Here is a 25,518-nt window from a genome sequence, read left to right as displayed (position 1 = left end):
TGCGCGACGCACTGTAGGTCGAAGGCGGCGTAAGCCGCCTTCGGCTCAGGGCTCGATCGGCGGCAGTTCTTCGGCCAGTATCTGCAGGCCGGCGCGCAGGACGCGGCTGTAGCGGTCTTGCTCGGCGCGGATGCGTTCGGGCGGCCAGGCGTAGAAGCCCTGGCCGGACTTCATGCCCAGATGGCCGTGGCGCGGCTTGTCGGCCAGCACCGGCGCGGGCTTGTCCGTGTTGGACAACGACGGATAGATCGTGGCCGCGGCCGCGGCGTGTATGTCCCAGCCGGCGTGTTCCTTCTGCATGATGGGCCCGGCCGCCAGGTAGCGGAAGCCGAAGCCGAAGCGCACCGCGGCGTCGATGTCCTCGGGGCTGGCCACGCCCTCCTGGATCAGCGCAAAGGCCTCGCGCCCCAGCGCGTGCTGCAGGCGGTTGGCAATGAAGCCCGGCACGTCCTTGCGCACCAGGATAGGCACCGAGCCGCAACGGCGCATGAAAGCCATCAGCGCCTGGCCCACGGTCGGGTCGGAATCCGGCCCGAGCACGACTTCGACCAGCGGCACGATGTGCGCGGGCATGAAGAAATGCAGGCCCAGCATGCGGCCCGCGTGCGGCAGGCCCGCGGCGATCTGGCTGATGGGAAAGCTGGAGCTGTTGCTGGCAAGAACGGCCTGCTGCGGCGCCAGCGCGGCCAGCTTGGCGAACAGTTCGCGCTTGATGTCCAGCACTTCGGGCACGCATTCGACCACCAGCCCGATGGACGGCCAATCGACTTGTTCCAGGCCGGGGGCCACCTGCAGCAGATCCAGGCTGTCTTCGCGCCCCAGCGCACGCAGGTTCGCGGCGATTTTCTCGCGGATCACGGCGTGCGTTTCAGCGCGCGGCTCGACCACCGTGGTAGCGCAGCGGGCGCGCAGCAGCACCACCGCCACGTCCGCCCCCATGGTGCCGCCGCCCACCACCACCGCGCGCGTCGCCGATGGCGCTCCCAACAAACCGGCCTCGGTCACGTTCATCCCTTTTCTTCCCTACGATATTCGAACAAGCAAAATCATAACGCTTGCGCCGCGGCCGGCATGGCCCGGACCGGCAGTCCGTATAGCTTGCCTGTATCTCAAATTTGCCCGTAACGATTTGCTGGCGATCGTCGATTGACACACCCACGGAGCGCCCGCGTTTCTCCGCTGACCGCATCCGTAATGACAACGTCTTTACGCTACTGCTAGAATAAGCTGCACACTTGGAGAATTTCTGCCATGACTACGGCGACAAATGCACAAGCCGCGAAGCGCGAAACCTTGAACATCCGGATCCGGGCCGAAGAACGGCACCTGATCGACCGAGCCGCTAAGGTTCGCGGCAAGAATCGTACGGATTTCATGCTGGATGCCGCCCGCGCAGCGGCCGAAGAGGCTCTGCTCGACCAAGCCATCCTCATGGCCTCGCCACAGGCCTACGCCGCCTTCCTGGCACGCCTGGACATGCCTGCGCAACCGAACGCGGCGCTGCGCAAGACCCTGCAGACACGGGCTCCGTGGGACAAGGCCTGAAAATCAGGGCGCCCGAGCCCCTTGCACCTCATCATGATCTGGAGCCGTTTGCCTCGGGCGTCGAAAGCCTGGATCAATGGCTCAAGCATCGCGCACTGAAAAACCAGAACACGGGGGCTTCGCGCACCTTCGTCGCCTGCGCCGAGCATCGCGTGCTGGCGTACTACGCGTTGGCATCGAGCGCCGTCACGGTGGATGCGGCGCCAGGCCGCTTCCGGCGCAATATGCCGGACCCGATACCCGTCGTAGTGCTGGGGCGGCTCGCCGTAGACCAATCATGGCATGGCAAAGGAATTGGACGAGCCTTGGCTAAGGATGCATTCCTGCGCGTGATCCAGGCGGCGGACATAATCGGTATCCGAGGCATATTGGTGCATGCGCTCTCCGAGGAGGCATGCTCCTTCTACGAGCGTATCGGCTTCGAACCGTCGAGACTCGACCCAATGACGCTGATGGTGACGCTGGCAGACCTGAAAGCCGGCGTATAAGTCATGGCGCCCGGATAAAACCACGCCATTATCACGACGCCGCTACCTGCCCCGATCGGGAATCGCCGCGCGGATGCGTGGCGCGGCGGCCAGCAGCACCGGCAGTACGCGTTCCTCGAGGTAGGCCTGGCCGCGGCTGCCGAGCACCATGCTTACGCCCAGGCCGGCCAGCACTTCGCCGCTGGCGGTGGCCACGGGGATGGACACCCCGGCAAAGCCTTCCACCAGCTCGCTGACCGAAATGCTGTAGCCCTGCTCGCGCACTTTCTTCAGCAGGTCTTTCAGGGCGGTCTTGGACGTGTAGGTGTACGGCGTCAAGGGCTTGAGCGTGGCCTGCTGGAAATAGCGGTCCAGGCCGTCCTTGTCGAGGCCGGCCAGCAGCACCTGGCCCATCGAGTGCGCATAGGCCGGCAAACGGCTGCCCACGTTCAGGTCCAGCTTGAGCAGACGCCCGGTTTCTTCCCGCGCCACGAACACGATGTGCTGGCCGTCGAGCACGCCCAGCGAACACGTTTCGCCGATTTCGGCGGCGATCTCCTGCATGATGGGCCGCATCAGGTCGTGCAGGCCCAGCGAAGAAAAATACGCGTAGCCCAGGTCCAGCACCTTGGGCGTCAGCGAGAACTGCCGCCCTATCTGCTGCAGATAGCCCAGCTTTTCCAGCGTAAGCACCAGGCGGCGCGCGGCAGCGCGCGTCACGTCCAGGTGTTCTGCGGTTTCCTGGATCGTCAGCGTGTAGGCGCCGGCGCCGAAGATGTTCAGCACCTTCAGGCCGTTGGCCAGGCTTTCCAGGAACTCTTCTTTAGGCTGGGTCTCGCTCATCTGCTTGGTTTTCATGGTTTCTTTCGATGAAGGCGCCCGGGCGTTGCATCGCGGCGCCGGCGGCCAATCTTAGCAAACAGCGCCGCGGCGGCAAACCTCGGCCGCGGTCTTGACGCCGTCCGTCTCCAGGTATAAATTGCGTTTTGCGAACTTATGTTCGCAAATTAACCAAAACAGACCAAGGAGACTCTCCATGCCATTCCGATCCCCTGCAGGCCTGTCCGGCCTGATGCGCCGGCTTTCGTGCGCCGGCGCACTGGCCGCCTGCATTGCGGCCCCCTCTTTCGCGGCGGACCACTTTCCGGACCAGCCGATACATTTCATCGTGCCGGCCGCCGCGGGCGGCCCCACCGAGATCGTCACCCGCCTGCTGGCAGTCAACATGGCCAAGGACCTGGGCACCAACGTGCTGGTCGAAGCCAAGCCCGGCGCCGGCGGCAATATCGGCGCCGAATATGTCGTGCGGTCCAAGCCGGACGGCTACACGATCTTGATGGGCACCATAGGCACCAACGCCATCAACCAGACGCTGTACAAGAACCTGCACTACAAGGCGCTGACCGACCTGGTGCCGGTGTCGCAGGTGGTGTCCTACCCGCTGGTGGTGGTCGTCAACCCCAAGCTGCCGATCAAGACCATCGGCGACCTGATCGCCTACGCCAAGGCGCATCCCGGCAAGCTGAACCGCGCTTCGGGCGGCACCGGCACGTCCATGCATATGTCGGGCGTGCTGTTCAACAAGATGGTCGGCATCAACACCGTGCACATTCCCTACAAGGGCAGCCTGCCGGCGCTGACCGATGTCATCGGCGGCCAAGCCGACTATGCGTTCGACAGCATGGTGCTGGCGCTGCCCATGATCAAGTCGGGCAAGCTGCGAGCCATCGCCGTCACCGGCCCCGAACGTTCTGCGGCGCTGCCCGACGTGCCCGCCATCAAAGAGACGGTGCCGGGCTATGTGATGACCTCGTGGATAGGCGTGTTCGCTCCGGCCGGCACGCCTTCGCCCATCGTGCACCGCCTGTCGCAATCCATACACAAGGCCCTGGCCGACCCCGAGATCAAGCAAAGGCTGATGTCGCAGGCCGCCCAGCCGGTGGGCAGCACGCCCGAGGAATTCTCGAAATTCGTCCATGACGAAACCAGCCGCTGGACCACCGTGGTGAAGGAATCCGGCGCCTCGGTCCAGTAAGCGGCGCTGCTCGTAAGCAGCGCCGCCAGCCCGGGCCCCGGCCCGCAATCCATGCCTACGCAACACGCATAAGGAATCAATCAGTGAAGAACATCGATTTTCGGGCCCGCCGCCAGGCGGTGGCCCGCCAGGCCCGCGAGCAAGGGTTCGACGCCTACCTGGGGACCCGGCAGGGTTCCCTGCATTACCTGAGCGGCGCCTTCATGCCCTGGCGCGGCGCCGTGCTGGTCACGGCCAGCGGCGAATGCGAATTCATCTACTGGGCCATGGACGCCTCGCGCGTGCGCGCCGAAGGCCACGACATGGAACTGCACGAGTTCGAATTCTCGGACTTCCCCAGCCTGATCCAGCAGCGGCTGGCCAAGCACGGGCTGAGCGCCGGCCGCATCGGCCTGGACCTGGCGCACCCCGGCGCCGCGCAGGTCGCCCCCGGCATGCTGACCGCCGCCGAATACTTCGAGCTGAAAGAGCACATGCCGCAAGCCCGCCTGGAAAACGGCGTGGACATCATCGACGAGGTCATGCTGATCAAGGACGCAGCCGAAATCGAACGCCTGCGCCACGCCGCGCAGGTCTCGGACTACGGCTTCGAGCAAGGCAGGCAGCAGGTGCGCCCGGGCGTCACCGAAAACCACGTGGCCGGCGCCATCGAGCAGGCCATCCGCGACAAGGGCAGCATCTGGTCCTGGGCCGTGACCGGCGGCACCGAAGTCGGCTCCGGCCCGCGCACGGGCTTCCTGCGCGGCGTCACGCAACAGGCCAGCGACCGCCCCATCGGCAACAACGAATTCGTCATCCTCGACCTGCATCCCATGCTCGACCTGTACCTGGCCGACACCGCACTGCCGCTGTTCCTGGGCAAGCCCACGGCCGAACAGGAAAAACTCATCGCCTGCTGGGAAGAAACCGTGGACACCATGCTGGCCTCGCTGACGCCCGGCCGCGCCATCGCCGAATGCGCCGCGATGGGGGTCAAGGTCTTCGAAAAACACGGCCTGGCCGAATACGGCCTGCCGCTGTTCGGCCACGGGCTGGGCACCTGCGCACGCACCCGCCCCTTCATCAACCTGCGCAGCCGCGACGAAGTGCGGGCCGGCATGGTGGTGGCGCTGGGCACCCACCTGTACCGCCCGCAACTGGGCGGCATGCGCCTGGAATATCCGGTGCTGGTCACCGAACACGGCTCCGAGCCGCTGGTGAGCACGCCCGCCAAGGTGCATCGCCTCGCCTGACCGGCACACGCGGCGCCCGGGCCCAGGCATGACGGGCCCCGGCGCCGCGCGACTCGTCTCCACCCCTGGAAGCTGGAAGCCATCATGAAAGTCACCCCCCTGAGCTCGTATATCGGCGCCGAAGTCCGCGACCTCGACTTGGAACACCTGGACGACGCGCAGTTCGAAGCCGTCAACCAGACCTTCTTGCAGCACCAACTGCTGGTCTTTCGCGACCAGCGGCTTTCGCCGCAAGGCCAGTTGTCGTTCGGCCGCCGCCTGGGCGAGCTGGACATCCACATACTGCGCCAATACAACCACCCCGAATACCCGGAAATCTTCGTACTGTCCAACCAGACCAAGGACGGCAAGCCCATGGGCATCGCCGACGGCGGCTCGTACTGGCATTCGGATTTCGCCTTCCGCGAAAAACCCGCCAAGGCCACCGTGTTGAACGCCATCACCATCCCCCCGGAAGGCGGCAACACCCTCTTCATCAATATGTACCAGACCTACGAAGAACTGGACGCCGACACCAAGCGCAGCCTGGACGGCCTGCAGGCCGTGCACCGCTATCGCAAGAAATCGGCCGGCGGCGAAGAAAGCACGCGCGTGCAAATGACAGGCAGCCAACTGGCCGAAACCCCCGACATCGCCCACCCGGTAGTGCGCACGCACCCCGAAACCGGGCGCAAGGCCTTGTATGTGCACCCCGGCATGACCGCCGAAATCGTCGGCTGGGGCGAACGGGAAGGCCAGGAGCTTCTGGATCGGCTCTTTGCCCACTGCACCCAGGAAAAATACCAGTACGTCCTGCGCTGGTCTCCCGGCGACGTGGTGATGTGGGATAATCGCTGCGTCATGCACAAGGCCACTACCCGGAACCTGTCGGCGCAGCATGCGCGCACCATACACAGGGTCACGATCATGGGAGACCGGCCGCTCTGAGCGCACTTTCCGATCGATTGAAAGCCCTCACCTTTGAAGCATTGCCGCTGCAATCCGGCGACACCCTGCCGGCGGCGACCCTCGCCTGGTGCCATTACGGTCCGCCGCCGGATAAAGCTCGCGCAGTCATTTTGCTGCTGCATGGCATAAGCAGCAGCCCTCAAGCAGCGATCTCGCCCAACGACCGTCCCGAATTCTGCGACCGCGGCTGGTTCCGCGACTGGATCGGCCCCGACCGCCTCTTCGATACCGAGCACCATTGCGTACTGGTACCCAACGCCCTGGGCTCGTGCTTCGGCTCCACCGGGCCGCAGCACTGGTCGCGGCCCGACACTTTCCCCGACATCAGCATCGGCGACACCGTGGCGCTGCAAGGGCTATGGCTGAAAGCGCTGGGCATCCCGCGCCTGGACGCGGTGATCGGCTATTCCTACGGCGGCTACCAGGCCTTCGAATGGGCCATGCGGGCGCCGGTGCCGGCGGACAAGGTCGTGGTGCTTGCCTCGGCGCCCCGCGGCAACGGCGCCCCCGCCGACATCCAAAAGCTGCGCCATATCGCCGCCAGCCTGCGCAGCGGCAAGCCCGGCGCCCCCGAACAATGGATACAACAGCGCCTGAACACGCTGGAACGCTATGGCTACGCCCGCAAGCTGGCCGACGACGGGGTCGAAGACCCGGCGGCCCGCCTGCGCCACGAGGCCGAAACCTGGGCGCGCCAGTTCTCGCCCTGGTCGCTGGCCTGCCTGCGCGCCGCCAGCGTCCACTTCGACATACGCCGCGAACTGGCCGCCGGCAGCAACCCCATGCAACTGCTCTGGCTGCAATGCCTGACCGACCCGATCTTTCCGTGCGAATTCGGCAGCTACGAAAAATCCCCCAGGCTGAAGACACTGTGCGTCCCGGGTAAATACAAGCACGTATCGCCGATATACGAAAGCGGGCTGTGGATCGGGCATGTGGCGGCGTTCTTGAACGCACGCTCCTGACCACGCCGCTGGCGCCCAGCCCCAATCCCTTCCGCACATGGACCCAGACTAAGGGTTAATCCCGAGTAGCTCTCTCATTTGTTACCGGTAACATATCCCTTTGAATTCAGCCCGCGCAGAGATCGACAGGCACCGCCACCGGTGCAAACCCCTGCTTGCGCCACGCCACCACGGGCCGCCCGCAACAAGACCGGAGGAGACACACATGAAAACACGATTCACGGCGATGTTCCTGGGCGCCTTGGCCCTGGCCGCCGCCATGCCTTGCATAAGCCAGGCAGCCGGCGGCGACACGTACCCGTCGCGGCCCATCACGATGGTCATCCCCTTTCCCCCCGGCGGGACCGCCGACGGGTTCGCCCGATCGCTGGGCCAGGAACTGGGCAAGCGGCTGGGCCAACCCATCATCGTCGAGAACAAGCCCGGCGCCAACGGCAACATCGGCTCGGCCGCGGTCGCGCACATGCCCGCCGACGGCTACACGCTGCTGTATGCGTCATTGAGCACCCTGGCCGTCAACCCGTTCATCTACCCCGTCAAGGGCTACGATCCGCGCACCGATTTCGCGCCGGTCACCATCACCCACCAGATGGCGAACGTCCTGGTGGTGGGCGAAAAAACCCAGTTCCACGATGTGGCTGGCCTGATCAAGTACGCCAAGGCCCACCCCGGCAAGCTGAGTTTCGCCTCGGCCGGCATCGGCAATACCATGCACCTGGCCGCCGAACAATTCCTGGCCGCAACCGGCACGAAAATGGTGCACGTGCCCTATAAGGGCGGCGCCGGCGCCATCAACGACATACTCGGCGGACGCATACCCTTGATGTTCGACAACCTGCCCGCCATCGTGCAACTGGTCAAGGCCGGCAAACTGCGCGCCCTGGCGGTGGCCGACACCAAGCGATCGCCCCTGCTGCCCGACGTTCCCACCATGGCTCAAGCCGGCGTGCCCGGCTTCACCAACGTAGTCTGGGTGGGGTTCGTCATGCGCAAAGGCACCGACCCGAAAATCATCGACAAGCTGTCGAAGGAAATCCGGGCCGTACTCGACGACCCCAAGTTCCGCAAGATACAAGAAGACCAGGGCTACGAAATCATCGGGTCCACGCCCGAACAATTCGCCCAGACCTGGAAGGCCGCCACCAAAGACATGGGCGAACTGACCAAGCGCATCGGCATACGCGTGAACTGATTCCGCGCCGCATGCCGCGGCAACTCACTGTTTTGAAAGAGATGAAATGAGAGCAAACACCCTGAAAAGGACCCTGGCAGCGGGCGGCACGGCCACCAATGCCTGGCTGTCGATACCCTCGTCCTTCAGCGCCGAGGTCGTGGCCAACTGCGGCTTCGACGCCGTGACGGTGGACATGCAGCATGGAATGATAGATTTTTCGCAGGCCATGACCATGTTCCAGGCCATTTCCACCACCAGCGCCATCCCCATCGGACGCCCGGTCTGCTCGAGCCCGGTCGAGATCATGCGCCTGCTGGACGCCGGCGCGTACGGCGTCATCTGCCCCCAGGTCGACACGGCCGAGATCGCCGAGGCGGTCGTTTCGGCGTGCCGCTATCCGCCCGTGGGCGCGCGGTCCTTCGGGCCGCCCAGGGGGGTGCTCTACGGCGGCGCCGACTATTTCCAACATGCCAACGAAGAGATCCTCGTGTTCGTCATGATTGAATCCCGGCAGGCGATGGACAACCTGGACCGGATCCTGGACGTCAAGGGCATCGACGGCATATTCATCGGCCCCAACGATCTCAGCCTGAGCTTCGGCGGCGACCCCGGCTGCGAGCCGCAAGGCGAGGCTGGAGCCGCGATCGAAACCGTGCGGCAAAAAGCGTCGGACCGAGGCCTGTACACCGGCATCTTCTGCTCGGACACCGATATGTGCCACCGGCGCATGGACCAGGGCTTCCAACTAGTGAATGCCGCCAACGATTCGGCGGTGCTGAAAAGCGGGTATGTCGGGCAGGTGAGCAGGCTCAAGAAAACCGCAGCGGGGCCGGGGGGCAAGACAGGGTATTGAAGTCCAGTGGCCGCGGCAAGCGTGGCGCGGCCGCTCATGCATGAACGGCCGCCAATATCCAGGAGCGAACCGTCGGCCCGGCTTGGCTAGATTCCGAGTGGAAAGGGCTGCGAACCATTTACCGACCAAAGGAAACATCTGCCTCGGAGAAGCGGATTAAAATCCCGTACCACCTCCAATAGCAAGAAGCTGATGTTCAATCAAGGTTCGTTCAAGAAAACCCTGCAGTCCTCTCTAGCGAGTATCGGGTTGGCGTGCGCGGACTTTATTACCTTCAATGCCAGCGCCTTGATTGCCGCAGGCTTGGTGTACCTGCTCTGGGACAATTTCTATGCGTATATCCCGAAGGATGAAATCGGCTCGCGGCTGACGTCGCATTTTCTGCTTTCGCTGGTATGCGTCGCATGGTTCTGGATACGCCTGCGCCACTATACATACCGCAAGCCTTTCTGGTTCGAGTTACGGGAAACCCTTAGAACCATCGTGATTTTCGCCATCATAGACTTGGCGATCGTCGCATTTTCCAAGTGGCACCTATCGCGGTATGTCTGGGTTTTTACCTGGTCGATCGCCATCGTGCTGCTGCCACTAGGGCGCTATGGCGCCAAAAAGCTGCTGATCAAGCTGAAGATCTGGAACAAGGCCAGCATCATATTCGGCACCGGGCGCAATGCCATCGAGGCCTATGCCGCCATCAAGAGCGAAAAAGGGCTGGGCTACGAGATCCAGTACTTCTACGCGACGAGCCCGGACCACCCCGCAACCCTGTTCGACATCCCCGTGATCGACAACGAGGCCGACCTTTGGGCGAAGACCGACCCCCACACCACCCAATACTTCGTCGCGGTGGAACTGGGCGAGGACGGGCACCGGGAATTGTGGATCAAGAAGCTGGCCACCCATGCCTGCCGGGCAGTTTCCGTGATACCCACCACCCGCGGCATCCCGCTCAATAGCACGGACATATCGTTCATATTCAGCCACGAAGTGCTGATACTGCGAGTCCATAACAACCTTACCAAGCTGACCTCGCGTGTCCTCAAGAGAATCTTCGACATTTTCGCGTCATTGGGCTTGGCGCTGCTGCTGTCGCCGGTACTTATCATCCTGGCCGTGCTCATCATGCGCGACGGCGGCAAACCCATTTATGGGCATGTTCGCGTAGGGCGCGACGGACGCAAATTCAAATGCTATAAATTCCGGTCCATGATCCTGAATTCCCAGGAAGTACTGGAACAATTGCTCGCCAACGACCCCGAAGCCAGGGCCGAGTGGGAAAAAGACTTCAAGCTCAAGGACGACCCCCGCGTCACCCGAATCGGCCATTTCATACGCAAAAGCAGCCTGGACGAGCTGCCGCAGCTATGGAACGTATTGATGGGGACCATGAGCATGGTCGGCCCGCGCCCGGTGGTAGAAGAAGAACTGCAGCGCTATGCGGAAAATGTCGACTACTACCTGCTTGCCAAGCCAGGCATCACCGGCCTGTGGCAGGTAAGCGGCCGCAACGACGTGGATTACGAAACCCGCGTCTATTTCGACGCCTGGTATGTCAAGAACTGGTCGCTGTGGAACGATATCGCGATCTTGTTCAAGACCGCGAACGTGGTGCTCAAGCGCGTCGGCGCATACTGACGGCCACGGGCCAGGCAAGGCCTGCAGCGGCAAGGACAGTCACACCATCAAGTACAGCCCCAGAGTGCGCAAGCCGCTACTCATGCGCAAGCCATGACGCATGCAGAACCATTTGCGCCACAATCGCCCACGCCCGGACAACTGGGAAAACTGAAGAAAAAAGTCGCGCTGGGCAGGAGCAAGCTCGGCACCATAACGCTGGACTAAAGCCCCGGCCTGACGCTCGGATGCCAGCAAGGCGCCGCGAATGCCCTGCCTCATGTACATAAACCGGCGCAGGGCGTGGCCCAGCCCTTGCCCTTCCGAGCCCAGGACATTGGCGCCATGCTGCCGATACTTAAGCGTGGGCGCATCCACATAGCCGATATGCCCGAACAGAGCGGCTACCAACATCATCCAGTGGTCGTGCATCCTCGCCTCGGGCGGGATATCTCGCAGCTTTTCAAGCAAGGCCCGATTGAAGACGAAAGTGCAACCCTGGCCGACATTCTGCAGCGCCAGTCGCTTGTATGAATGGCAGAAACCGGGGTCGAGCTTTTCATGGCGCCAGAACGAAGCCGCAATGGTATGCAAGTTTTCGTCGACCACTTCCGCATCGGTAAACACCAGCAGCGGCACGGACGCACCATAGGCCTGCTCCATTTCCCGGAGCTTGTCGATGCCCAAGCGCAGTTTCCCCGACAGCCATACATCGTCCTGATCACTCAGGCCGAAATAGCGCTGCCGGCGGTCCAGCGCGCAACGCAGCAAGCTGGAAAAATTACCGGCTGCGCTGCCCGAAGGCGCGGCATGCTCGATATATTCCAGGCCGTCCGCAGGGTAGTCGGCCAATACTTCGCGGCTGCCATCCGTGGAAGGATCCAGGCCAGCAAGCACCGAAATCCGGCCGTCAAAGTCCGAAAGAAAAATGGAATCCAATTGCGCGCGCAGATAACGAGCGCCATTGCGAACCGCCAGCAGAATCAGGATATCGGCGTTCACCGCGGCGCCGCCCCCTTCAACGCGCACTGCCGGCGTGTACTACGGGCAGCGCAGCTTCCCGATGGCGCAGGCAGCCCCAAAACACGGCCAGCGAAATCAGGAAGAAAAGCAGCGTATTGTTGCGCCCCAATATCACCTGCGACATGCCAAACACCAGAAACGAAACCAACAAAGACGTGCCGGCCACGGCCAGCACACGTAGATCCATACAGGGCGAACGCAGGCGCCTGCCAAAACACCACAGCATGTAGGCGAACAAAGCCAGGGTGGCCGCCAGCCCCAACAGGCCTTGAAACACCCACAATTCCAGATAATTGTTATGAGTATTGGCCAGAAACAAAACAACGGGGCGCGCCTGGCCGCTATCCACCAGCGCCTGCATGCGCGCATGAAAATCCTTGACGCCCCAGCCCAGCCACGGCTTCTCGGGGATAATCTTCGCCAATGCGCGCCACATTTCGAAGCGGGCGCCGAGCGATGTGTCGGCATCGCGGTCTTCTTGATACTGCTGGACTTCACTGACCGCCTGGTCGTAGCGCGACTCGATGCTGGGCACGGAAACCGACAAAACACCTATCCCCACACATAGCGCCAACAGCCAAGCCAGCACACGCTTCACATTGCGGCGGTGCAGAAACGCAATACAGAAAATGACAGCCACCGGGGCGACCGCCAGCCAGCCGCCGCGGCTACCCGACGCAATCGACGTGTAGACCCCGCCCAGCAAGCCGATCGCCATGAATGCCTGCCATGCCCGGCGGCCCTGCATCCCGTACCATACCAGGGCAGCCAGACACAGAACCCCCATCATGATGCCCAGGTCGCCGAACTGGATCACGCCGGTAAAGCCCACGGCCCGCGGCATGCCCAAGTATTCAATCTGCCAGGCCGCAAGCGCCGCTGCCGACACACCACCCAAGGCCAGCCCGGCCCATAAAGCATCCAGACGGGGCGGCACCCGGCACAACATCCACAACACGGGGATCAACAACAAGTAGCGGCTGGGCAGGTCCAGCGCCCTGGTACGGTTTCCATGAAACAGGCTCAGCCCAAGGGCAATCAGGAAGATGGCGCACAACAGCCATGAAAATACCCGGTCTTCGTGCGACAAAGACCGCCAGGGCCGGGTAATCAAGAACCAGACGCCGGCCAGCAACAACATGGCCGTTCCCAGGTTATAGCTGTCGGGTATCGACAGCACGGGGGCAAAGAACACAAATACGCCGCAAGATACCCAGGGGCCCAGTAGCCGGCAACGGCCGGATTCAATATTTTTCATAGTCATACACAGGCGGTGGTATCGGCCTCAAAGCGGGCCACTGAGCCCGAATTATAGTCGGACCTTCCTTCCGCCCGCCCCCTTATCCAGGGCGCCGAGCCCTTACAATCCATGATATCCACCTGTCGCCACAACCACCCCAACCCCATGCCCCCCGACACAGCCGCAAGCCCCCAAGTCGCCATCCTGCTGGGCACCTATAACGGCGAAAAATACCTGCCCGAGCAACTGGATTCTTATGCCAGCCAAAGTTACGGCAACTGGAAGGCCTGGGCGTCGGACGACAGCTCGTCGGACGCCACGCCCAAGCTGCTGAACGACTACCAGCGCAAATGGGGGGAAGAGAAACTTGCCATCATCAACGGGCCGGCCCGTGGCTGCACCCGTAATTTCTTGTCCCTGGCGACCAACCCCGCAATAGTGGCCGATTACTATGCGTTTTCCGACCAGGACGATATCTGGGAACCCGACAAGCTGCAGCGCGCACTTGACTGGCTTCAAACCCAGCCGCAGGACATACCGGCGCTGTATTGTTCACGCACAATGTTCGTGGACGAGGCCAACCACGACATAGGAGTTTCGCAGCTATATACCCGCCCTCCGGCCTTTGCCAATGCGCTGGTGCAGAATATCGCAAGCGGCAACACCATGGTCTTCAATCACGCAGCCCGCCAGCTATTGTGCGCGAGCGGCGCCGATGCCGATGTGTACATCCATGACTGGTGGCTGTACTTGCTAGTCACTGCCTGCGGCGGGCCTGTTCACTATGACCCACACCCCACCTTGCGCTACAGGCAGCATGACATCAACCTGATAGGCATGAATACCGGCTGGAAGGCCCGCCTGGCGCGAATACGCATGTTGTTTGCCGGGCGTCTGGCGGAATGGGACGAACAGCACGTGCGTGCGCTACAAAAGCTGGACTCCCATTTGATAGCAACTACCAAGCAAACCTTGAGGTTGTTCGCCATGGCCCGACACCGGCGGCTCCTGCCTAGGTTAGTGGGTTTCAAACGTGCAGGAATTTATCGTCAGACCCGATTGGGAAATGTGGGCCTATTGATAGCTGCAGCGTTCGGCAAATTATGACGCCGGCCCCTTCGTTCGCCAGAAGATCTTAAGCAATGTACGATGCTTATGTGGTATTCAAGCATCCCCATACCGCCTAAAACCATTCTAAAAACCAGTTTCTGCAAAAATAATTAATCCGGGTGGTAGCCGATTTCATATTTCGTCATATCATGTATTGCTTGACGCGATCAATTCTCGGCTACAGTTGGTTCATGCACGCCATGTCACGCTCTATCACGTATTCCATAGCTGCCCGAGTCTCAGATTCTGTTCATATTTACATTTGGAGAAAGCTTGATTACAGAAGAGCAATCCATTGCCGTAGTTATTCCCGCATATAAGGTAAAAAGCCACATCTTACAAGTCATTGAAAAGATAGGGCCGGAAGTATCTCATATATATGTGGTAGACGACTGCTGTCCCGAAAATTCTGGCGACTTTGTTGAGAGAAATTGCGCGGACAAGCGTGTCGAGGTTATCCGCTGCCTGCAAAATCTGGGCGTCGGAGGAGCTACGATGACCGGATACAAGGCCGCAATAGAAAAAGGAGCTCTCGTCATCGTAAAAATTGATGGTGATGGTCAGATGGATCCGGCGTTAATTTCCGATTTTGTAGAACCCATAATTGCTGGGATAGCTGATTATACGAAAGGCAATCGGTTTTATGAGTTAGAAAGAGTCCGCGCAATGCCCAGAATACGTCTACTAGGCAATGCCATATTATCCTTCATGACAAAGCTCTCTTCAGGGTACTGGGATTTTTTTGATCCAACAAACGGATACACCGCCATACATAGAGATGTTGCCCGCTGCCTCCCATTCTCAAAAATAAGTAGTCGTTATTTTTTTGAATCAGACATGCTTTTTCGACTAAACACGTTAAGAGCCACAGTTGTTGATATACCAATGGATGCCAAGTACGAAAATGAAGTAAGCAATCTAAAAATAAAAAAAATAATCGCTGAATTCTTGCTCAAACATTTTTCAAATTTTCTGAAGAGAATTTTCTATAATTATTATTTGCGTGACACATCGTTGGCCTCCATCGAACTACCTTTAGGCATCGCGCTGTTAATTTTTGGGGTAGCCTTTGGCGGCATCCATTGGGTCATTTCAGCAAAGGAAGCCACACCGGCCTCCGCGGGCACAGTGATGCTGTCTGGACTAACAATTTTGGCGGGATTGCAACTCATTCTGGCATTCATCGGCCACGATATTGCTTCCGTGCCTCGCAGGCCATTTCATTTGCTGCGAAGCACAAGCCTAAAGAAAAACAAAGGTTATAAAAACTGATGGCTTACCTAATTTCGTTGTTATGCGTGCTCGGGATAGCAATTGGGCAAATATTGTTTAAATTAAGCGCCGCTTCATTACGCAAATCCGGCTCATTCTTTGATATTTCCACTATTACAACCCTCGCTCTTGCATTCGCATTATATGGAGTGACAACTATAGCTTGGGTATGGGTCCTGCAAAGAGTAGATTTAGGGAAAGTCTACCCCTTGATGGCCCTCGCATTCATCTTGGTCCCGTTAGGGAGTCACTATATTTTCGCAGAGAGATTCCATCCCCAATATTTTATCGGTATTACATTTATCATGATCGGCATAGTAATAGCCGTAAAATCCTAACCACATTGAGCCCTAACATTAGATTTACGCTTACCCCATGAGACACAGATTGCAAATAGAAGAATTATTGGGAAAATTGGGAGGCGGCTATCATTATTTTTTAAGGCGTTTCGAACTAATAGAAAAACGGTATATCCCGGCTCTCCTCCTGGGATTCATATTATTTTCCACCCTTGGCCGACTGATACCTCCCATGCAATCACCCGATGAAAACGCTCACATCATGCGGGCCTACCTACTTTCGAGGGGATATATAACTTTAAAATCCGTACCTGGCAAAATGTCCGGAGGAGAAGTCGATCAAGGGCTATATCACTATCAGCAGCTAGCTACAGGCGAATTTGCTTTTCATCCAAATCGCAAAATCACTCAAAAAGACATTGAGACACTTTCCTCTGTCAAATGGGCAGGAAAAAATGTCTTTGTGGAAATCCCGACCACTGGGTATTACTTCCCATTGATATATACACCGCAAGCGCTAGGTCTAACCGTCGGGAAATGGATGGATTTGACCGTACAGCAATCATACCTTCTCGCTCGATTGTTTGCTCTACTCTCAATAGTAGCGTTGCTATTAATTGCATTTCGCACTAGCTCGGTCGGGCCCTTCACCATTGGATTGGTTATCCTACCAATGAGCTTATTCCAGTTCTTTACGGCTAGTATAGACGGGATAGCTCTTGCTCTAGCCCTAGCTTGCTTCAGTACATTTAATGCCAGTTGCAGAAAGGCAGTTGATTTTCCGGACCGAGCCTCATATCTATTAACCGTCGGTCTATTTATTTTAATAAACAGCAAAATTCAACTTCTGCCGTTTTCATTTATACCTTTCGCGATCGCAATAATTCGCAGGAAGCTTCTTTATTTTTGGGAAGGGCTTATATTAGTGGTCGCCAGCCTATCATGGCTTTATATCGGCATACGATTTACGAATGACGGTGGAATACGGCACGCGGGGATAAGCCAGTTCTTTGTGCTTGAATACTATATTTTTCACCCACTCAGATTTTTGGATATTTTAATTAATACCCTAAATATCGACGGAAGGCTTCTATACTATCGAAATAGTTTTATTGGCGTGTTGGGCTGGATAGACACCTATTTCACGCCGAAATTTTACAAGCACGTATCACTGTTGCTAATACTATTGGCCGTTACCTCAACCTCATTAGCAAACCTACGTGATAACTGGTTTCCACGCGCGCTACTACTCACCATGTCTGCCGCGTCCATTTTCGTTATTTTTCTCGCCTTGCTCGTACAATGGAATACTTTTCCAGCGCAGTCCATAGATGGAATTCAAGGGCGATATTTTATCATCCCATTCTGCGCTTTATCATACGCCCTAAGCTGGTCCACCAGCATGAAACCCCGGCCAACCCCTATAAGCAGCTGCCTCCTGGCAGCGTTAATCGTCTTGGTGGCGACGGAGATGCCAAAAGTTCTACTAACCCGTTACTACATCTGGTAGACACGCAAATCCCCTCGAAAATTTGATATAACGAACCTTCAAGGCTTATACGCTAACAACCCTAGCGATGAGCGCCACCTACTCCGCCAGCCAAGCGAGAGCCTAATTATGATTCTTCGACGGCCTCATTAAATATACCCACCAATTGAATTGCCTGCTCCTGAGAAGTGGTAATAGCTGCACCGTTCAAACCTATCTCGTCCCCCACATTCAAACTGCTATAACGTTTAATTACATCAAGAACGGCAGCGATGAGATCTGCCTTGTCCGCCTCCAAAGGAATAATAGTTCCATTCTTGCCCGGCACTATATCCTCGACCGCCCCCCCAGAATCGGTAGAAATAACCCATACGTTCCTCGCAATAGCCTCTCTCACCACCAAGCCAAAGCTCTCTTTAGCCCGAGTCGGAAATAGCAACACATCTACGCCATTGAAAAATTCATCTATTGTTTCTTGGGTATACGCAGGTACTATTTCCACCCACTCCTCTCCGCTTATATCCGAAGGAGAATAAGAAGGGAAGCCCAAGTTATAGGTATTATCAACTATAACTAATTTTATATCATCCTTAACAGGCAAATCGGAAAAGGATTCTTTTACTAAAGAGTAGCCTTTTATATCCGTTTTTCCTCCTACATATGCAAAAACCAGTGGCCCTGGCCTTTTATATTTGGCATACGGTCTTGGCGGCTTAATGCCGTTTTTATTAACTCTCAGCTTCTCTTTTGGTACACCATTCTGAATGTAGAAGTCGGCAAAATATTCGCTTGGAGAAACTAACAACGTTGCCTTATTCAATGCACTTCTTAGCTCTCGCTGTCGAATAGAATTTAAATTTTTATCATCAACACATCGAGCGCAAATATCTAGGTCTATCCGAGTTTGTCCGCAAAACTTACCTTGTCTATTGACCATGTACTGCCTGCCACAGAGCCACCACGCGTCATGCAGAGTAATAACAGTCGGAATACCCCTCTGTTCACATGCGTCTATTATTGATATGCCTATGCCTTGAATACTGTGAAAATGGACGATATCCGGGCGCACTATATCTAGTACTTCAAGAAAAGGCTTTACCATATCCCGATTTTGAAATTGAGCAAGGGGATCCAATGCATCAGGCAGCCCAACCCCAAATACTACCCCTCCCCTATACTCGTATCGCCGAATACCATAAGCAGGCACACCAGCCGTCGGCAATGTGGTAAACACATACACATTAAAAGCGCTATCGCCCTCATTAACTATATTATTGACTTGTTCGGCAACTATCGTAGCTCCACCATACGAGCGAGGGCCATAATATATATTTACGGAAAGCACGCGCTTGGCTTTAACGACATTAGCTTTAATTGCATTTACAAATATAGGCCTTAACTGCCTAGTTGCGATGCTCAAAGGGGAATATGAATTAATAACATCATTGCGAGCAGCCACGCCAATTTGCTCACGCAAGGCCCCATCAGAGATCAACAATTTCAAGGCATGATACCAACTACCAACGTCGTCTTCGGCCAGAAAGCCGTTGACACCATTTTTTATGGTAGATCGAAATGCATCCCGCGGCGAACACACACTCGGAATTTGGATTATGCTAGCCTCTAAATACTTAATATTGCTCTTCGCGTCGTTAAACTCCTCATTTTCCAATGGCGCTATACTGATATCGCTCTCTGATAGATGTTGCAAGTACTCCGGATAGCTACAAAACGGAATTATTTCTATCTGCTCTCTATATCCATTTAACTCTTCTGGAATATCCAACATCCCAATAATTCGCAACCTGACATTGAGAAAATCGTGAAGAATTTTCGCTATCGCTAACGACGCCACCTTAAAATCCGAATTATGAGTATTGGTTCCTGATCCATATACAATCCGGACAGCAGCGTCACCGGTGCCTTTTTTAGCACACCGCTGATCCAAGATCTCTTGGGCGACCCGTAATGTTTCCTCGTCAAGGGCATTTTCCACCACAAATACGTCTTCTATCTGGGAAGACGAATGCATGGCATTTGCGAGCCCTGGAGTAGAAGCTATAGCCTGATCGCAGGACAACATTGTCTTTCGATAAAGATCAGCACCTTCTAGCACTCCATCAAACGTCGATGGGTCTAAGCCGTGTAGTGCCCGGCGACTTGCTAATAAGTTTCGGTCGAAGATTAAATCGTCAACCTCCCAAAGGGTTCGCATCTTAAGCCTACGTGCTTCAGCAAGAAGCTGGAGCACGGATGAGACTGCTGGCGTTCGATAAAATATCACTACCGAATGTGTAGAAAGAGCATCGAAGCAAGCCTCCGTATGGGTCCAATTGAGAGTGGTACAGGGAATCCCCAGGCTATTTAGCATCTCCTCTTTTTGTGTCACTCTATACTTGACACACTGAGGAATACTAAGCTCGGCTATGATCAATACGCGTAAAGGCAGGGCCTCCTCTGCCAAGCGAGTTATTCGCGGTAACAAGCCTCCAACACTCAGTTCTGCCCCTTCTTTCTCCCGGCCAGCATTGGCCTTTAGTTTACTTTTTAAAGTTACAAGGCCTTCATTTCTATACACACCCCAGGCTTTCGCTGCGGCATACTTTACCCCTCCGGCCCGGTTAACTCCTGATTTCACCGCAGACAGTACTTGCTTTGCCCTTCTGGCTTGGTCCATCGGCCAGCGTAACGGCGCTGTGATTCTCCAGCTTCTTGAATGACGTAATGTATGTATCTCTACAGACAGGCTTTCAATCGCCCGCCTGTGCTCGTTGGCCTGTAATTCCTGCGCCGACACCGTCTCTGTCAAATGGCGGATTTCTTGCTCTTGGCCAGAATTGGCCTCACGCAGCATCGCCAAGTCTTGCGCATAGCTCCTCAGCCGACCCTCTTGCTCCACAATCTGAGTACGCTGCCGCTCAACCTCTTCCATAGGATGAAAGGCTCGAGCAGTCCAAGGATTATTTATCTGGGGAAGCGTTGCCTGCTTACTGCTAAGTGGCGCCACACCTTTGATCTTAACGACGTTTTCCTCTTCGCCCACAATGTACCGATGGCCCAACAGATTTTCTTGAGCTGGAGCTCGTCGAATAACACATAAAGAATTGATAAATTCGATTGAATGTATCCGAGATAGCAATTCTCGTTCGATGGCGCAGCCAAAATGCTTTAAAAAAACCTCCAGCACATCATCAGGCTTTTTCTCCACTCCCCAATGCTCGTAATTGACTACATCCACCAACTGCTTAAAGAAACTTATTGACGAATAAGGGTCATAAAGCCCCCCATCAAATTCTTGCCAATAACTGCAATGCAAGTCCTCCACGACAAACAGGCCGCCATCGGATAAGTGCTGAAAATACCGTGCGAATGTGCGTACGATATCGCCCGATGTGTGCGACCCATCGTCTATTATCAGGTCGAATTTCCCGGCATGGGCGAGTATCTGGCGCTCACTCTCATCCGTATTTGCGTCCCCGACAATTAAGGATATCTTAGGATCGACATATTTCAACTTGCCACAATCCGGGTTTATATCACACCCGACTATAGCCTTAGCCTGTCCGAAGTACTCTCCCCATATTTCCAGAGACCCACCATTTTGCACGCCAATTTCCAGCAAGCTTAGGGGCGACTCTCTATATGAAGAGAAAAGCCGATCGTATTCGGATAAATATATACCCCATTTATCAGATGTATTCCCGTGATGCTCTTGGTAAATCTGCAAAAGGCTCTTCATGAAATTTCGCGAAAATGGTATTACTCAAATTAGCTCGCCAATTTCCAATCCATCGAAAAAATCGAATGCGGGCATCATCAGGAGCCGAAGAACTTCATGATAAGAATTATAGGCTGGTTTTTTCTAAATAAAGTTCACACAAAATATGTTCCCGTGGAGGCCATGCCAAGCAAAAATCTTCTGTTTCGAGCGATAAATTCCTATTGTAGGCTGGATCATTCGGAAGCGTTTCTTTCCAGTGTTCAAGCATGTACGTAGCCTCATGCCTAAACCTAGCTTGCGCCTCAGGAGCACTATCGTCCCCCCTTGTAGCCGACTCGTGGTGATATAGCTCTGCATAAGGGGTCCAAACATTCCTGTATCCGGCGTCCCTAACCCGCAAGCAGAAATCGACATCATTGAAAGCAATTTTCAAATCCGCCTCATTTAACCCCCCCACTTCCAGGTAGATAGCTTTCTTAACCAGCAAACAGGCTGCTGTAACAACAGACAAATTCTGGATTAAAGCAGCGCGAGAGAAATAGCCTCGCATACCCTTCGGAAGATGTTTGTGGGCATGATTTGCTACTCCCTTTATTCCTGTTATGACGCCTCCATGCTGCAAGGTATCATCCGGATACCACAATCGAGCCCCAACCACTCCGGTTTTATTCTGTATCGCGTGCCCCATCATCTCGTCAAGCCACCTTGGGGAGATGACTTCAATGTCATTATTTAGCAAACATACATATTCGCCTGTCGCTAAATTTACCGCGGAATTGTTAAGAGCTGAATAATTGAAATCTCGTTCATCTCTAACAACTCGAACTTTCGAATTGGCGGATATTTCCGAGAAATATTGTAAAGTTCTAGGATCATCAGAATTATTATCTATGATCAATACTTCATAGTTTTTATAAACCGTCTTCTTTAGGATACTTTCGATACATTGCTTGATCAATGAAAGACCATTTCGAGTTGGGATTATTATAGTCACCAAAGGCCCACTGTCAGGCAGAGCATAATGGACACGATACATGCCTGAATCCAGCAAATCAATCGTCCCTTTTATTTCATTACGTCGCAAATAATCCTCGAGGGCCATTTTCCCCGCTGTGAGGGCATACTTCTTAGCATGGCTGGACATTGCTGTACTCCCCTCATGCACCCTCCAATGATAAAGTACCTTAGGAATATGAATAATTTGCTCATCAACAATCCTCTCTATATATCTTAGAGCTAGATCATAATCTTGAGCGCCGTCAAACTCAGACCGAAATCCGCCAATCTGTCTTACTAAGTCAGTGCGATAAACACCCAAATGACAGATCATATTCTGAGACAAAAAGAGCGCGGGATTCCAATCCGATTTAAAATGTGGATCGAAACGGACTCCATTCTGGCTGATCTTGTCCTCATCACTATAGATAAGCTTAGCCTCGGGATTAGTAGAAATTACATGCGCAACAACAAATAGTGCGTCTTCAGTCAACAAATCATCATGGTCAAGAAGGGCCACCCACTGCCCCATAGCCAGACTGAGGGCCGAGTTGGAGGCAGCCGAAATATGTCCGTTTTCGGATCGAAGCATTATTTTTATTCTGGAATCCGCTTGAGATTCTTTTTTTAGTAGTGCAGCGATCCGTTCGTCTGAAGACGCGTCATCCGCTATGCATAATTCCCAGTAAGGGTATAGTTGCGACTTAACCGACTGAATGGCCGCGGATAGATACGTCAAGTCTGAGTTGAAGGTAGGTACCAAGATAGAAATTAATGGATGGCTATCCATCTTTTCAATGACGCCGCGTATCACCGCACGTTGATTTTCATCTATAGTATCAAAACGTCGAATCCATTCCACATAATCATTACGGTCGTATGGGAATGAGCCTGGCGTCGGATTCAGTTTTTGATGAGCATTGGCCTTTAGTTTACTTTTTAAAGTTGCAAGGCCTTCATTTCTATACACACCCCAGGCTTTCGCTGCGGCATACTTTACCCCTCCGACCCGGTTAATCCCTGATTTCACCGCAGACAGAACTCGCTTTGCCCTTCTGGCTTGGTCCATCGGCCAGCGTAACGGCGCTGTGATTCTCCAGCTTCTTGAATGACGTAATGTGTGTATCTCTACAGACAGGCTTTCAATCGCCCGCCTGTGCTCGTTGGCCTGCAATTCCTGCGCCGACACCGTCTCTGTCAAATGGCGGATTTCTTGCTCTTGGCCAGAATTGGCCTCACGCAGCATCGCCAAGTCTTGCGCATAGCTCCTCAGCCGACCCTCTTGCTCCACAATCTGAGTACGCTGCCGCTCAACCTCTTCCATAGGATGAAAGGCTCGAGCAGTCCAAGGATTATTTATCTGGGGAAGCGTTGCCTGCTTACTGCTAAGTGGCGCCACACCTTTGATCTTAACGACGTTTTCCTCTTCGCCCACAATGTACCGATGGCCCAACAGATTTTCTTGAGCTGGAGCTCGTCGAATAACACATAAAGAATTGATAAATTCGATTGAATGTATCCGAGATAGCAATTCTCGTTCGATGGCGCAGCCAAAATGCTTTAAAAAAACCTCCAGCACATCATCAGGCTTTTTCTCCACTCCCCAATGCTCGTAATTGACTACATCCACCAACTGCTTAAAGAAACTTATTGACGAATAAGGGTCATAAAGCCCCCCATCAAATTCTTGCCAATAACTGCAATGCAAGTCCTCCACGACAAACAGGCCGCCATCGGATAAGTGCTGAAAATACCGTGCGAATGTGCGTACGATATCGCCCGATGTGTGCGACCCATCGTCTATTATCAGGTCGAATTTCCCGGCATGGGCGAGTATCTGGCGCTCACTCTCATCCGTATTTGCGTCCCCGACAATTAAGGATATCTTAGGATCGACATATTTCAACTTGCCACAATCCGGGTTTATATCACACCCGACTATAGCCTTAGCCTGTCCGAAGTACTCTCCCCATATTTCCAGAGACCCACCATTTTGCACGCCAATTTCCAGCAAGCTTAGGGGCGACTCTCTATATGAAGAGAAAAGCCGATCGTATTCGGATAAATATATACCCCATTTATCAGACGTATTCCCGTGATGCTCTTGGTAAAGCTGCAGAAGACTCTTCATGACGTGGTTTTCAATGATACTTTTTCAAACGGGATACCGATCAATCCCCAGCGTATCTTGCTGGAAGATACATTCAATATTAGTGCGTCATGCAGCCAATGATGCTGGACATTATTGTATAAATCCCCATCTGCTACAGACACCATAACCGAATACTGGCCGTTTGGCAGCATAGGAAGCGTAAAGACAAATTCACCGCAAAAAAACTGTCCAGCCTCAACGGCAATAGTGTTGGATGAGGTGAAAGGTAAAGTATTTTCCCCAAACAAATCCTGGCCGAGGCGGTCTCGAACTAAGAAACCCAATATTGGGCGATCCAAACCCTCTTTTGATACCGCCGTGATTGACAACCTCACACGCTCCCCACCGTGAAAGACCGTCTGTGGGCTGCCGTCCTCTCGCGCTAAGCCGACTGCAGTGATCTCCGCGGCGCCGCTCTTCCAACCATTTGCGCGAGCCAAGTTGTCTTGTAGCGCTACCTGAGACTCGTAATTGAGAATGGGGGGCACTTGGGCTTCATGATTTACAGGCAGGTCTTCTTCCTCTTGATGCGGCTCACCTGAGCCCGACGCGGGTTGAATAGCAGTGAGCTCCGCGCCTTCACCATACACTTGCTGTAATGTGTACTGTAGATAGGCCTCAGCAATCTCTTTTGCGGGACCTGCCTGAACGATATTGCCATTACCCAGCCAAATTGCCCTTTTACAGAGATTCAACACAGAGCTCATATCATGGCTCACAAACAATAATGTGCCCTTTTTCTGAAACTCCCGGATGAAACGCATGCATTTCTGCGTGAAAACAGCATCCCCCACGGATAGAGCTTCATCCACAATGAGTATATCTGCGTCGACATGCGCGATAACTGCAAACGCCAACCGTACATACATGCCGCTGGAGTAAGTCTTAACCGGTTCGTCCAGATGCTCCCCAATATCAGCAAAGGTAGCGATCTTTTCGAATCGCAAGTCAATCTGATCGTTGGTCAAGCCATACAGAGATGCTGCCATATAGACGTTCTCTCTGCCGGTAAATTCGGGGTTGAAGCCGGCCCCCAGTTCAAGCAGTGCCGCGACTTTTCCCGTTACTTCAACCTCCCCAGATGAAGGATTAAGAGTTCCGCATATCATCTGCAGCAAGGTGGACTTGCCTGACCCATTGCGGCCAATGATAGCGACAGTCTCCCCCCTCCTCACCGTAAACGAAACATCACGCAATGCCCAGAACTCTTTATATAGTGCCTTCCTACTCCTCAAGAACATTTGCAGCAAGCGATCTTTTGGCGATGTATAGATCGGATAGCATTTACTAAGATTGGAAACCCGAATCGCGATCGGAGCGGCGGAGGCATGCGAATCTGCATCTCCGTGGGTCTCTGTTACAGGAAGCACCATTTCAGAAGAT

At 55.1% G+C, this 25,518-nt stretch carries 19 protein-coding genes; 12 read left to right on the top strand and 7 right to left on the bottom strand.

The annotated features are described in order from the left end of the window. Positions 1 to 45: 45 nt before the first annotated feature. Positions 46 to 1,011 (bottom strand): 3-hydroxyacyl-CoA dehydrogenase family protein, encoded by a 966-nt coding sequence (locus KVP10_RS06170; protein WP_217963624.1) that lies wholly within the window; start codon positions 1,009 to 1,011, stop codon positions 46 to 48. 240 nt (positions 1,012 to 1,251) lie between these two features. On the opposite strand from KVP10_RS06170, the gene KVP10_RS06165 reads away from it, so the two are divergent. Together KVP10_RS06165 and KVP10_RS06160 are read left to right on the top strand one after the other, a co-directional pair. After that, positions 1,252 to 1,545: a type II toxin-antitoxin system TacA family antitoxin gene (locus KVP10_RS06165; RefSeq protein WP_217963623.1), complete on the top strand. Its 294-nt coding sequence runs from the start codon at positions 1,252 to 1,254 to the stop codon at positions 1,543 to 1,545. Beyond that, on the top strand, positions 1,530 to 2,033 hold the full coding sequence (locus KVP10_RS06160; protein ID WP_376810940.1) for a GNAT family N-acetyltransferase: 504 nt from the start codon (positions 1,530 to 1,532) through the stop codon (positions 2,031 to 2,033). Before KVP10_RS06165 ends, KVP10_RS06160 begins: the two co-directional genes overlap by 16 nt. Before the next feature lie 42 nt (positions 2,034 to 2,075). On the opposite strand, the gene KVP10_RS06155 is transcribed toward KVP10_RS06160, so the two are convergent. Next, the gene (locus KVP10_RS06155) at positions 2,076 to 2,870 is read right to left on the bottom strand and encodes an IclR family transcriptional regulator domain-containing protein (RefSeq protein ID WP_246600356.1); all 795 of its coding nucleotides are present in this window, start codon (positions 2,868 to 2,870) and stop codon (positions 2,076 to 2,078) included. A gap of 178 nt (positions 2,871 to 3,048) precedes the next feature. On the opposite strand from KVP10_RS06155, the gene KVP10_RS06150 reads away from it, so the two are divergent. The 7 genes from KVP10_RS06150 to wbaP all read left to right on the top strand — a co-directional run bounded on the left by KVP10_RS06150 (position 3,049) and on the right by wbaP (position 10,854). Then, positions 3,049 to 4,047, top strand: coding sequence for a Bug family tripartite tricarboxylate transporter substrate binding protein (locus KVP10_RS06150; protein ID WP_217963622.1), 999 nt, complete (start codon positions 3,049 to 3,051; stop codon positions 4,045 to 4,047). 83 nt (positions 4,048 to 4,130) lie between these two features. After that, positions 4,131 to 5,279, top strand: a complete 1,149-nt coding sequence (locus KVP10_RS06145; protein ID WP_217963621.1) for a M24 family metallopeptidase — start codon at positions 4,131 to 4,133, stop codon at positions 5,277 to 5,279. Positions 5,280 to 5,363: 84 nt separating this feature from the next. Then, positions 5,364 to 6,206, top strand: coding sequence for a TauD/TfdA dioxygenase family protein (locus KVP10_RS06140; RefSeq protein ID WP_217963620.1), 843 nt, complete (start codon positions 5,364 to 5,366; stop codon positions 6,204 to 6,206). 17 nt (positions 6,207 to 6,223) lie between these two features. Further along, complete coding sequence (locus KVP10_RS06135; protein WP_246600354.1) at positions 6,224 to 7,192, top strand: alpha/beta fold hydrolase; 969 nt, start codon at positions 6,224 to 6,226, stop codon at positions 7,190 to 7,192. A 205-nt stretch (positions 7,193 to 7,397) separates the two neighbouring features. Beyond that, positions 7,398 to 8,384: a Bug family tripartite tricarboxylate transporter substrate binding protein gene (locus KVP10_RS06130; RefSeq protein WP_217963619.1), complete on the top strand. Its 987-nt coding sequence runs from the start codon at positions 7,398 to 7,400 to the stop codon at positions 8,382 to 8,384. A 46-nt stretch (positions 8,385 to 8,430) separates the two neighbouring features. Beyond that, the gene (locus KVP10_RS06125; protein ID WP_217963618.1) at positions 8,431 to 9,219 is read left to right on the top strand and encodes an HpcH/HpaI aldolase family protein; all 789 of its coding nucleotides are present in this window, start codon (positions 8,431 to 8,433) and stop codon (positions 9,217 to 9,219) included. 192 nt (positions 9,220 to 9,411) lie between these two features. After that, entirely contained in the window at positions 9,412 to 10,854 is a 1,443-nt protein-coding gene (gene wbaP / locus KVP10_RS06120) for an undecaprenyl-phosphate galactose phosphotransferase WbaP (RefSeq protein ID WP_217963617.1), read from the top strand. Between the two features lie 39 nt (positions 10,855 to 10,893). Here the strand turns inward: wbaP and KVP10_RS06115 are convergent, their stop codons facing one another. Next, on the bottom strand, positions 10,894 to 11,835 hold the full coding sequence (locus KVP10_RS06115; RefSeq protein ID WP_217963616.1) for a glycosyltransferase: 942 nt from the start codon (positions 11,833 to 11,835) through the stop codon (positions 10,894 to 10,896). 16 nt (positions 11,836 to 11,851) lie between these two features. Then, a complete protein-coding gene (locus KVP10_RS21500; RefSeq protein ID WP_217963615.1) occupies positions 11,852 to 13,051 on the bottom strand; it encodes an O-antigen ligase family protein in 1,200 nt (399 codons plus the stop codon). 174 nt (positions 13,052 to 13,225) lie between these two features. Between KVP10_RS21500 and KVP10_RS06105 the strand changes: the two genes are divergently transcribed. The 3 genes from KVP10_RS06105 to KVP10_RS06095 all read left to right on the top strand — a co-directional run bounded on the left by KVP10_RS06105 (position 13,226) and on the right by KVP10_RS06095 (position 17,287). Beyond that, a complete protein-coding gene (locus KVP10_RS06105) occupies positions 13,226 to 14,203 on the top strand; it encodes a glycosyltransferase family 2 protein (protein WP_246600352.1) in 978 nt (325 codons plus the stop codon). A gap of 276 nt (positions 14,204 to 14,479) precedes the next feature. Beyond that, entirely contained in the window at positions 14,480 to 15,478 is a 999-nt protein-coding gene (locus KVP10_RS06100; protein WP_217963614.1) for a glycosyltransferase family 2 protein, read from the top strand. Positions 15,479 to 15,865: 387 nt separating this feature from the next. Next, a complete protein-coding gene (locus KVP10_RS06095) occupies positions 15,866 to 17,287 on the top strand; it encodes a DUF2142 domain-containing protein (RefSeq protein WP_217963613.1) in 1,422 nt (473 codons plus the stop codon). A 106-nt stretch (positions 17,288 to 17,393) separates the two neighbouring features. On the opposite strand, the gene KVP10_RS06090 is transcribed toward KVP10_RS06095, so the two are convergent. The 3 genes from KVP10_RS06090 to KVP10_RS06080 all read right to left on the bottom strand — a co-directional run bounded on the left by KVP10_RS06090 (position 17,394) and on the right by KVP10_RS06080 (position 25,508). Beyond that, positions 17,394 to 21,005: a glycosyltransferase gene (locus KVP10_RS06090; protein ID WP_217963612.1), complete on the bottom strand. Its 3,612-nt coding sequence runs from the start codon at positions 21,003 to 21,005 to the stop codon at positions 17,394 to 17,396. A 106-nt stretch (positions 21,006 to 21,111) separates the two neighbouring features. Beyond that, a complete protein-coding gene (locus tag KVP10_RS06085) occupies positions 21,112 to 24,114 on the bottom strand; it encodes a glycosyltransferase (protein ID WP_217963611.1) in 3,003 nt (1,000 codons plus the stop codon). Next, positions 24,111 to 25,508 carry an ABC transporter ATP-binding protein gene (locus KVP10_RS06080; protein ID WP_217963610.1) on the bottom strand — a complete coding sequence of 466 codons (1,398 nt, stop codon included), beginning with the start codon at positions 25,506 to 25,508 and terminating at the stop codon, positions 24,111 to 24,113. The genes KVP10_RS06085 and KVP10_RS06080 overlap by 4 nt, the downstream gene beginning before the upstream one ends. Positions 25,509 to 25,518: the final 10 nt, after the last annotated feature.

It is taken from the genome of Candidimonas humi, from assembly GCF_019166065.1.
GTDB lineage: Bacteria > Pseudomonadota > Gammaproteobacteria > Burkholderiales > Burkholderiaceae_B > Candidimonas > Candidimonas humi.
This window is presented reverse-complemented; position numbering and strand designations above follow the sequence as displayed.

Excerpts from the sequence above, each read along its gene's own strand:
- KVP10_RS06105 (WP_246600352.1), top strand. The coding sequence starts at position 13,226 with ATGATATCCACCTGTCGCCACAACCACCCCAACCCCATGCCCCCCGAC.
- KVP10_RS06150 (WP_217963622.1), top strand. The coding sequence starts at position 3,049 with ATGCCATTCCGATCCCCTGCAGGCCTGTCCGGCCTGATGCGCCGGCTT.
- KVP10_RS06130 (WP_217963619.1), top strand. The coding sequence starts at position 7,398 with ATGAAAACACGATTCACGGCGATGTTCCTGGGCGCCTTGGCCCTGGCC.
- KVP10_RS06080 (WP_217963610.1), bottom strand. The coding sequence starts at position 25,508 with ATGGTGCTTCCTGTAACAGAGACCCACGGAGATGCAGATTCGCATGCC.
- KVP10_RS06085 (WP_217963611.1), bottom strand. The coding sequence starts at position 24,114 with ATGAAGAGTCTTCTGCAGCTTTACCAAGAGCATCACGGGAATACGTCT.
- KVP10_RS06170 (WP_217963624.1), bottom strand. The coding sequence starts at position 1,011 with ATGAACGTGACCGAGGCCGGTTTGTTGGGAGCGCCATCGGCGACGCGC.
- KVP10_RS06140 (WP_217963620.1), top strand. The coding sequence starts at position 5,364 with ATGAAAGTCACCCCCCTGAGCTCGTATATCGGCGCCGAAGTCCGCGAC.
- KVP10_RS06090 (WP_217963612.1), bottom strand. The coding sequence starts at position 21,005 with ATGAAGAGCCTTTTGCAGATTTACCAAGAGCATCACGGGAATACATCT.
- KVP10_RS06125 (WP_217963618.1), top strand. The coding sequence starts at position 8,431 with ATGAGAGCAAACACCCTGAAAAGGACCCTGGCAGCGGGCGGCACGGCC.
- KVP10_RS06165 (WP_217963623.1), top strand. The coding sequence starts at position 1,252 with ATGACTACGGCGACAAATGCACAAGCCGCGAAGCGCGAAACCTTGAAC.
- KVP10_RS06155 (WP_246600356.1), bottom strand. The coding sequence starts at position 2,870 with ATGAAAACCAAGCAGATGAGCGAGACCCAGCCTAAAGAAGAGTTCCTG.
- wbaP (WP_217963617.1), top strand. The coding sequence starts at position 9,412 with ATGTTCAATCAAGGTTCGTTCAAGAAAACCCTGCAGTCCTCTCTAGCG.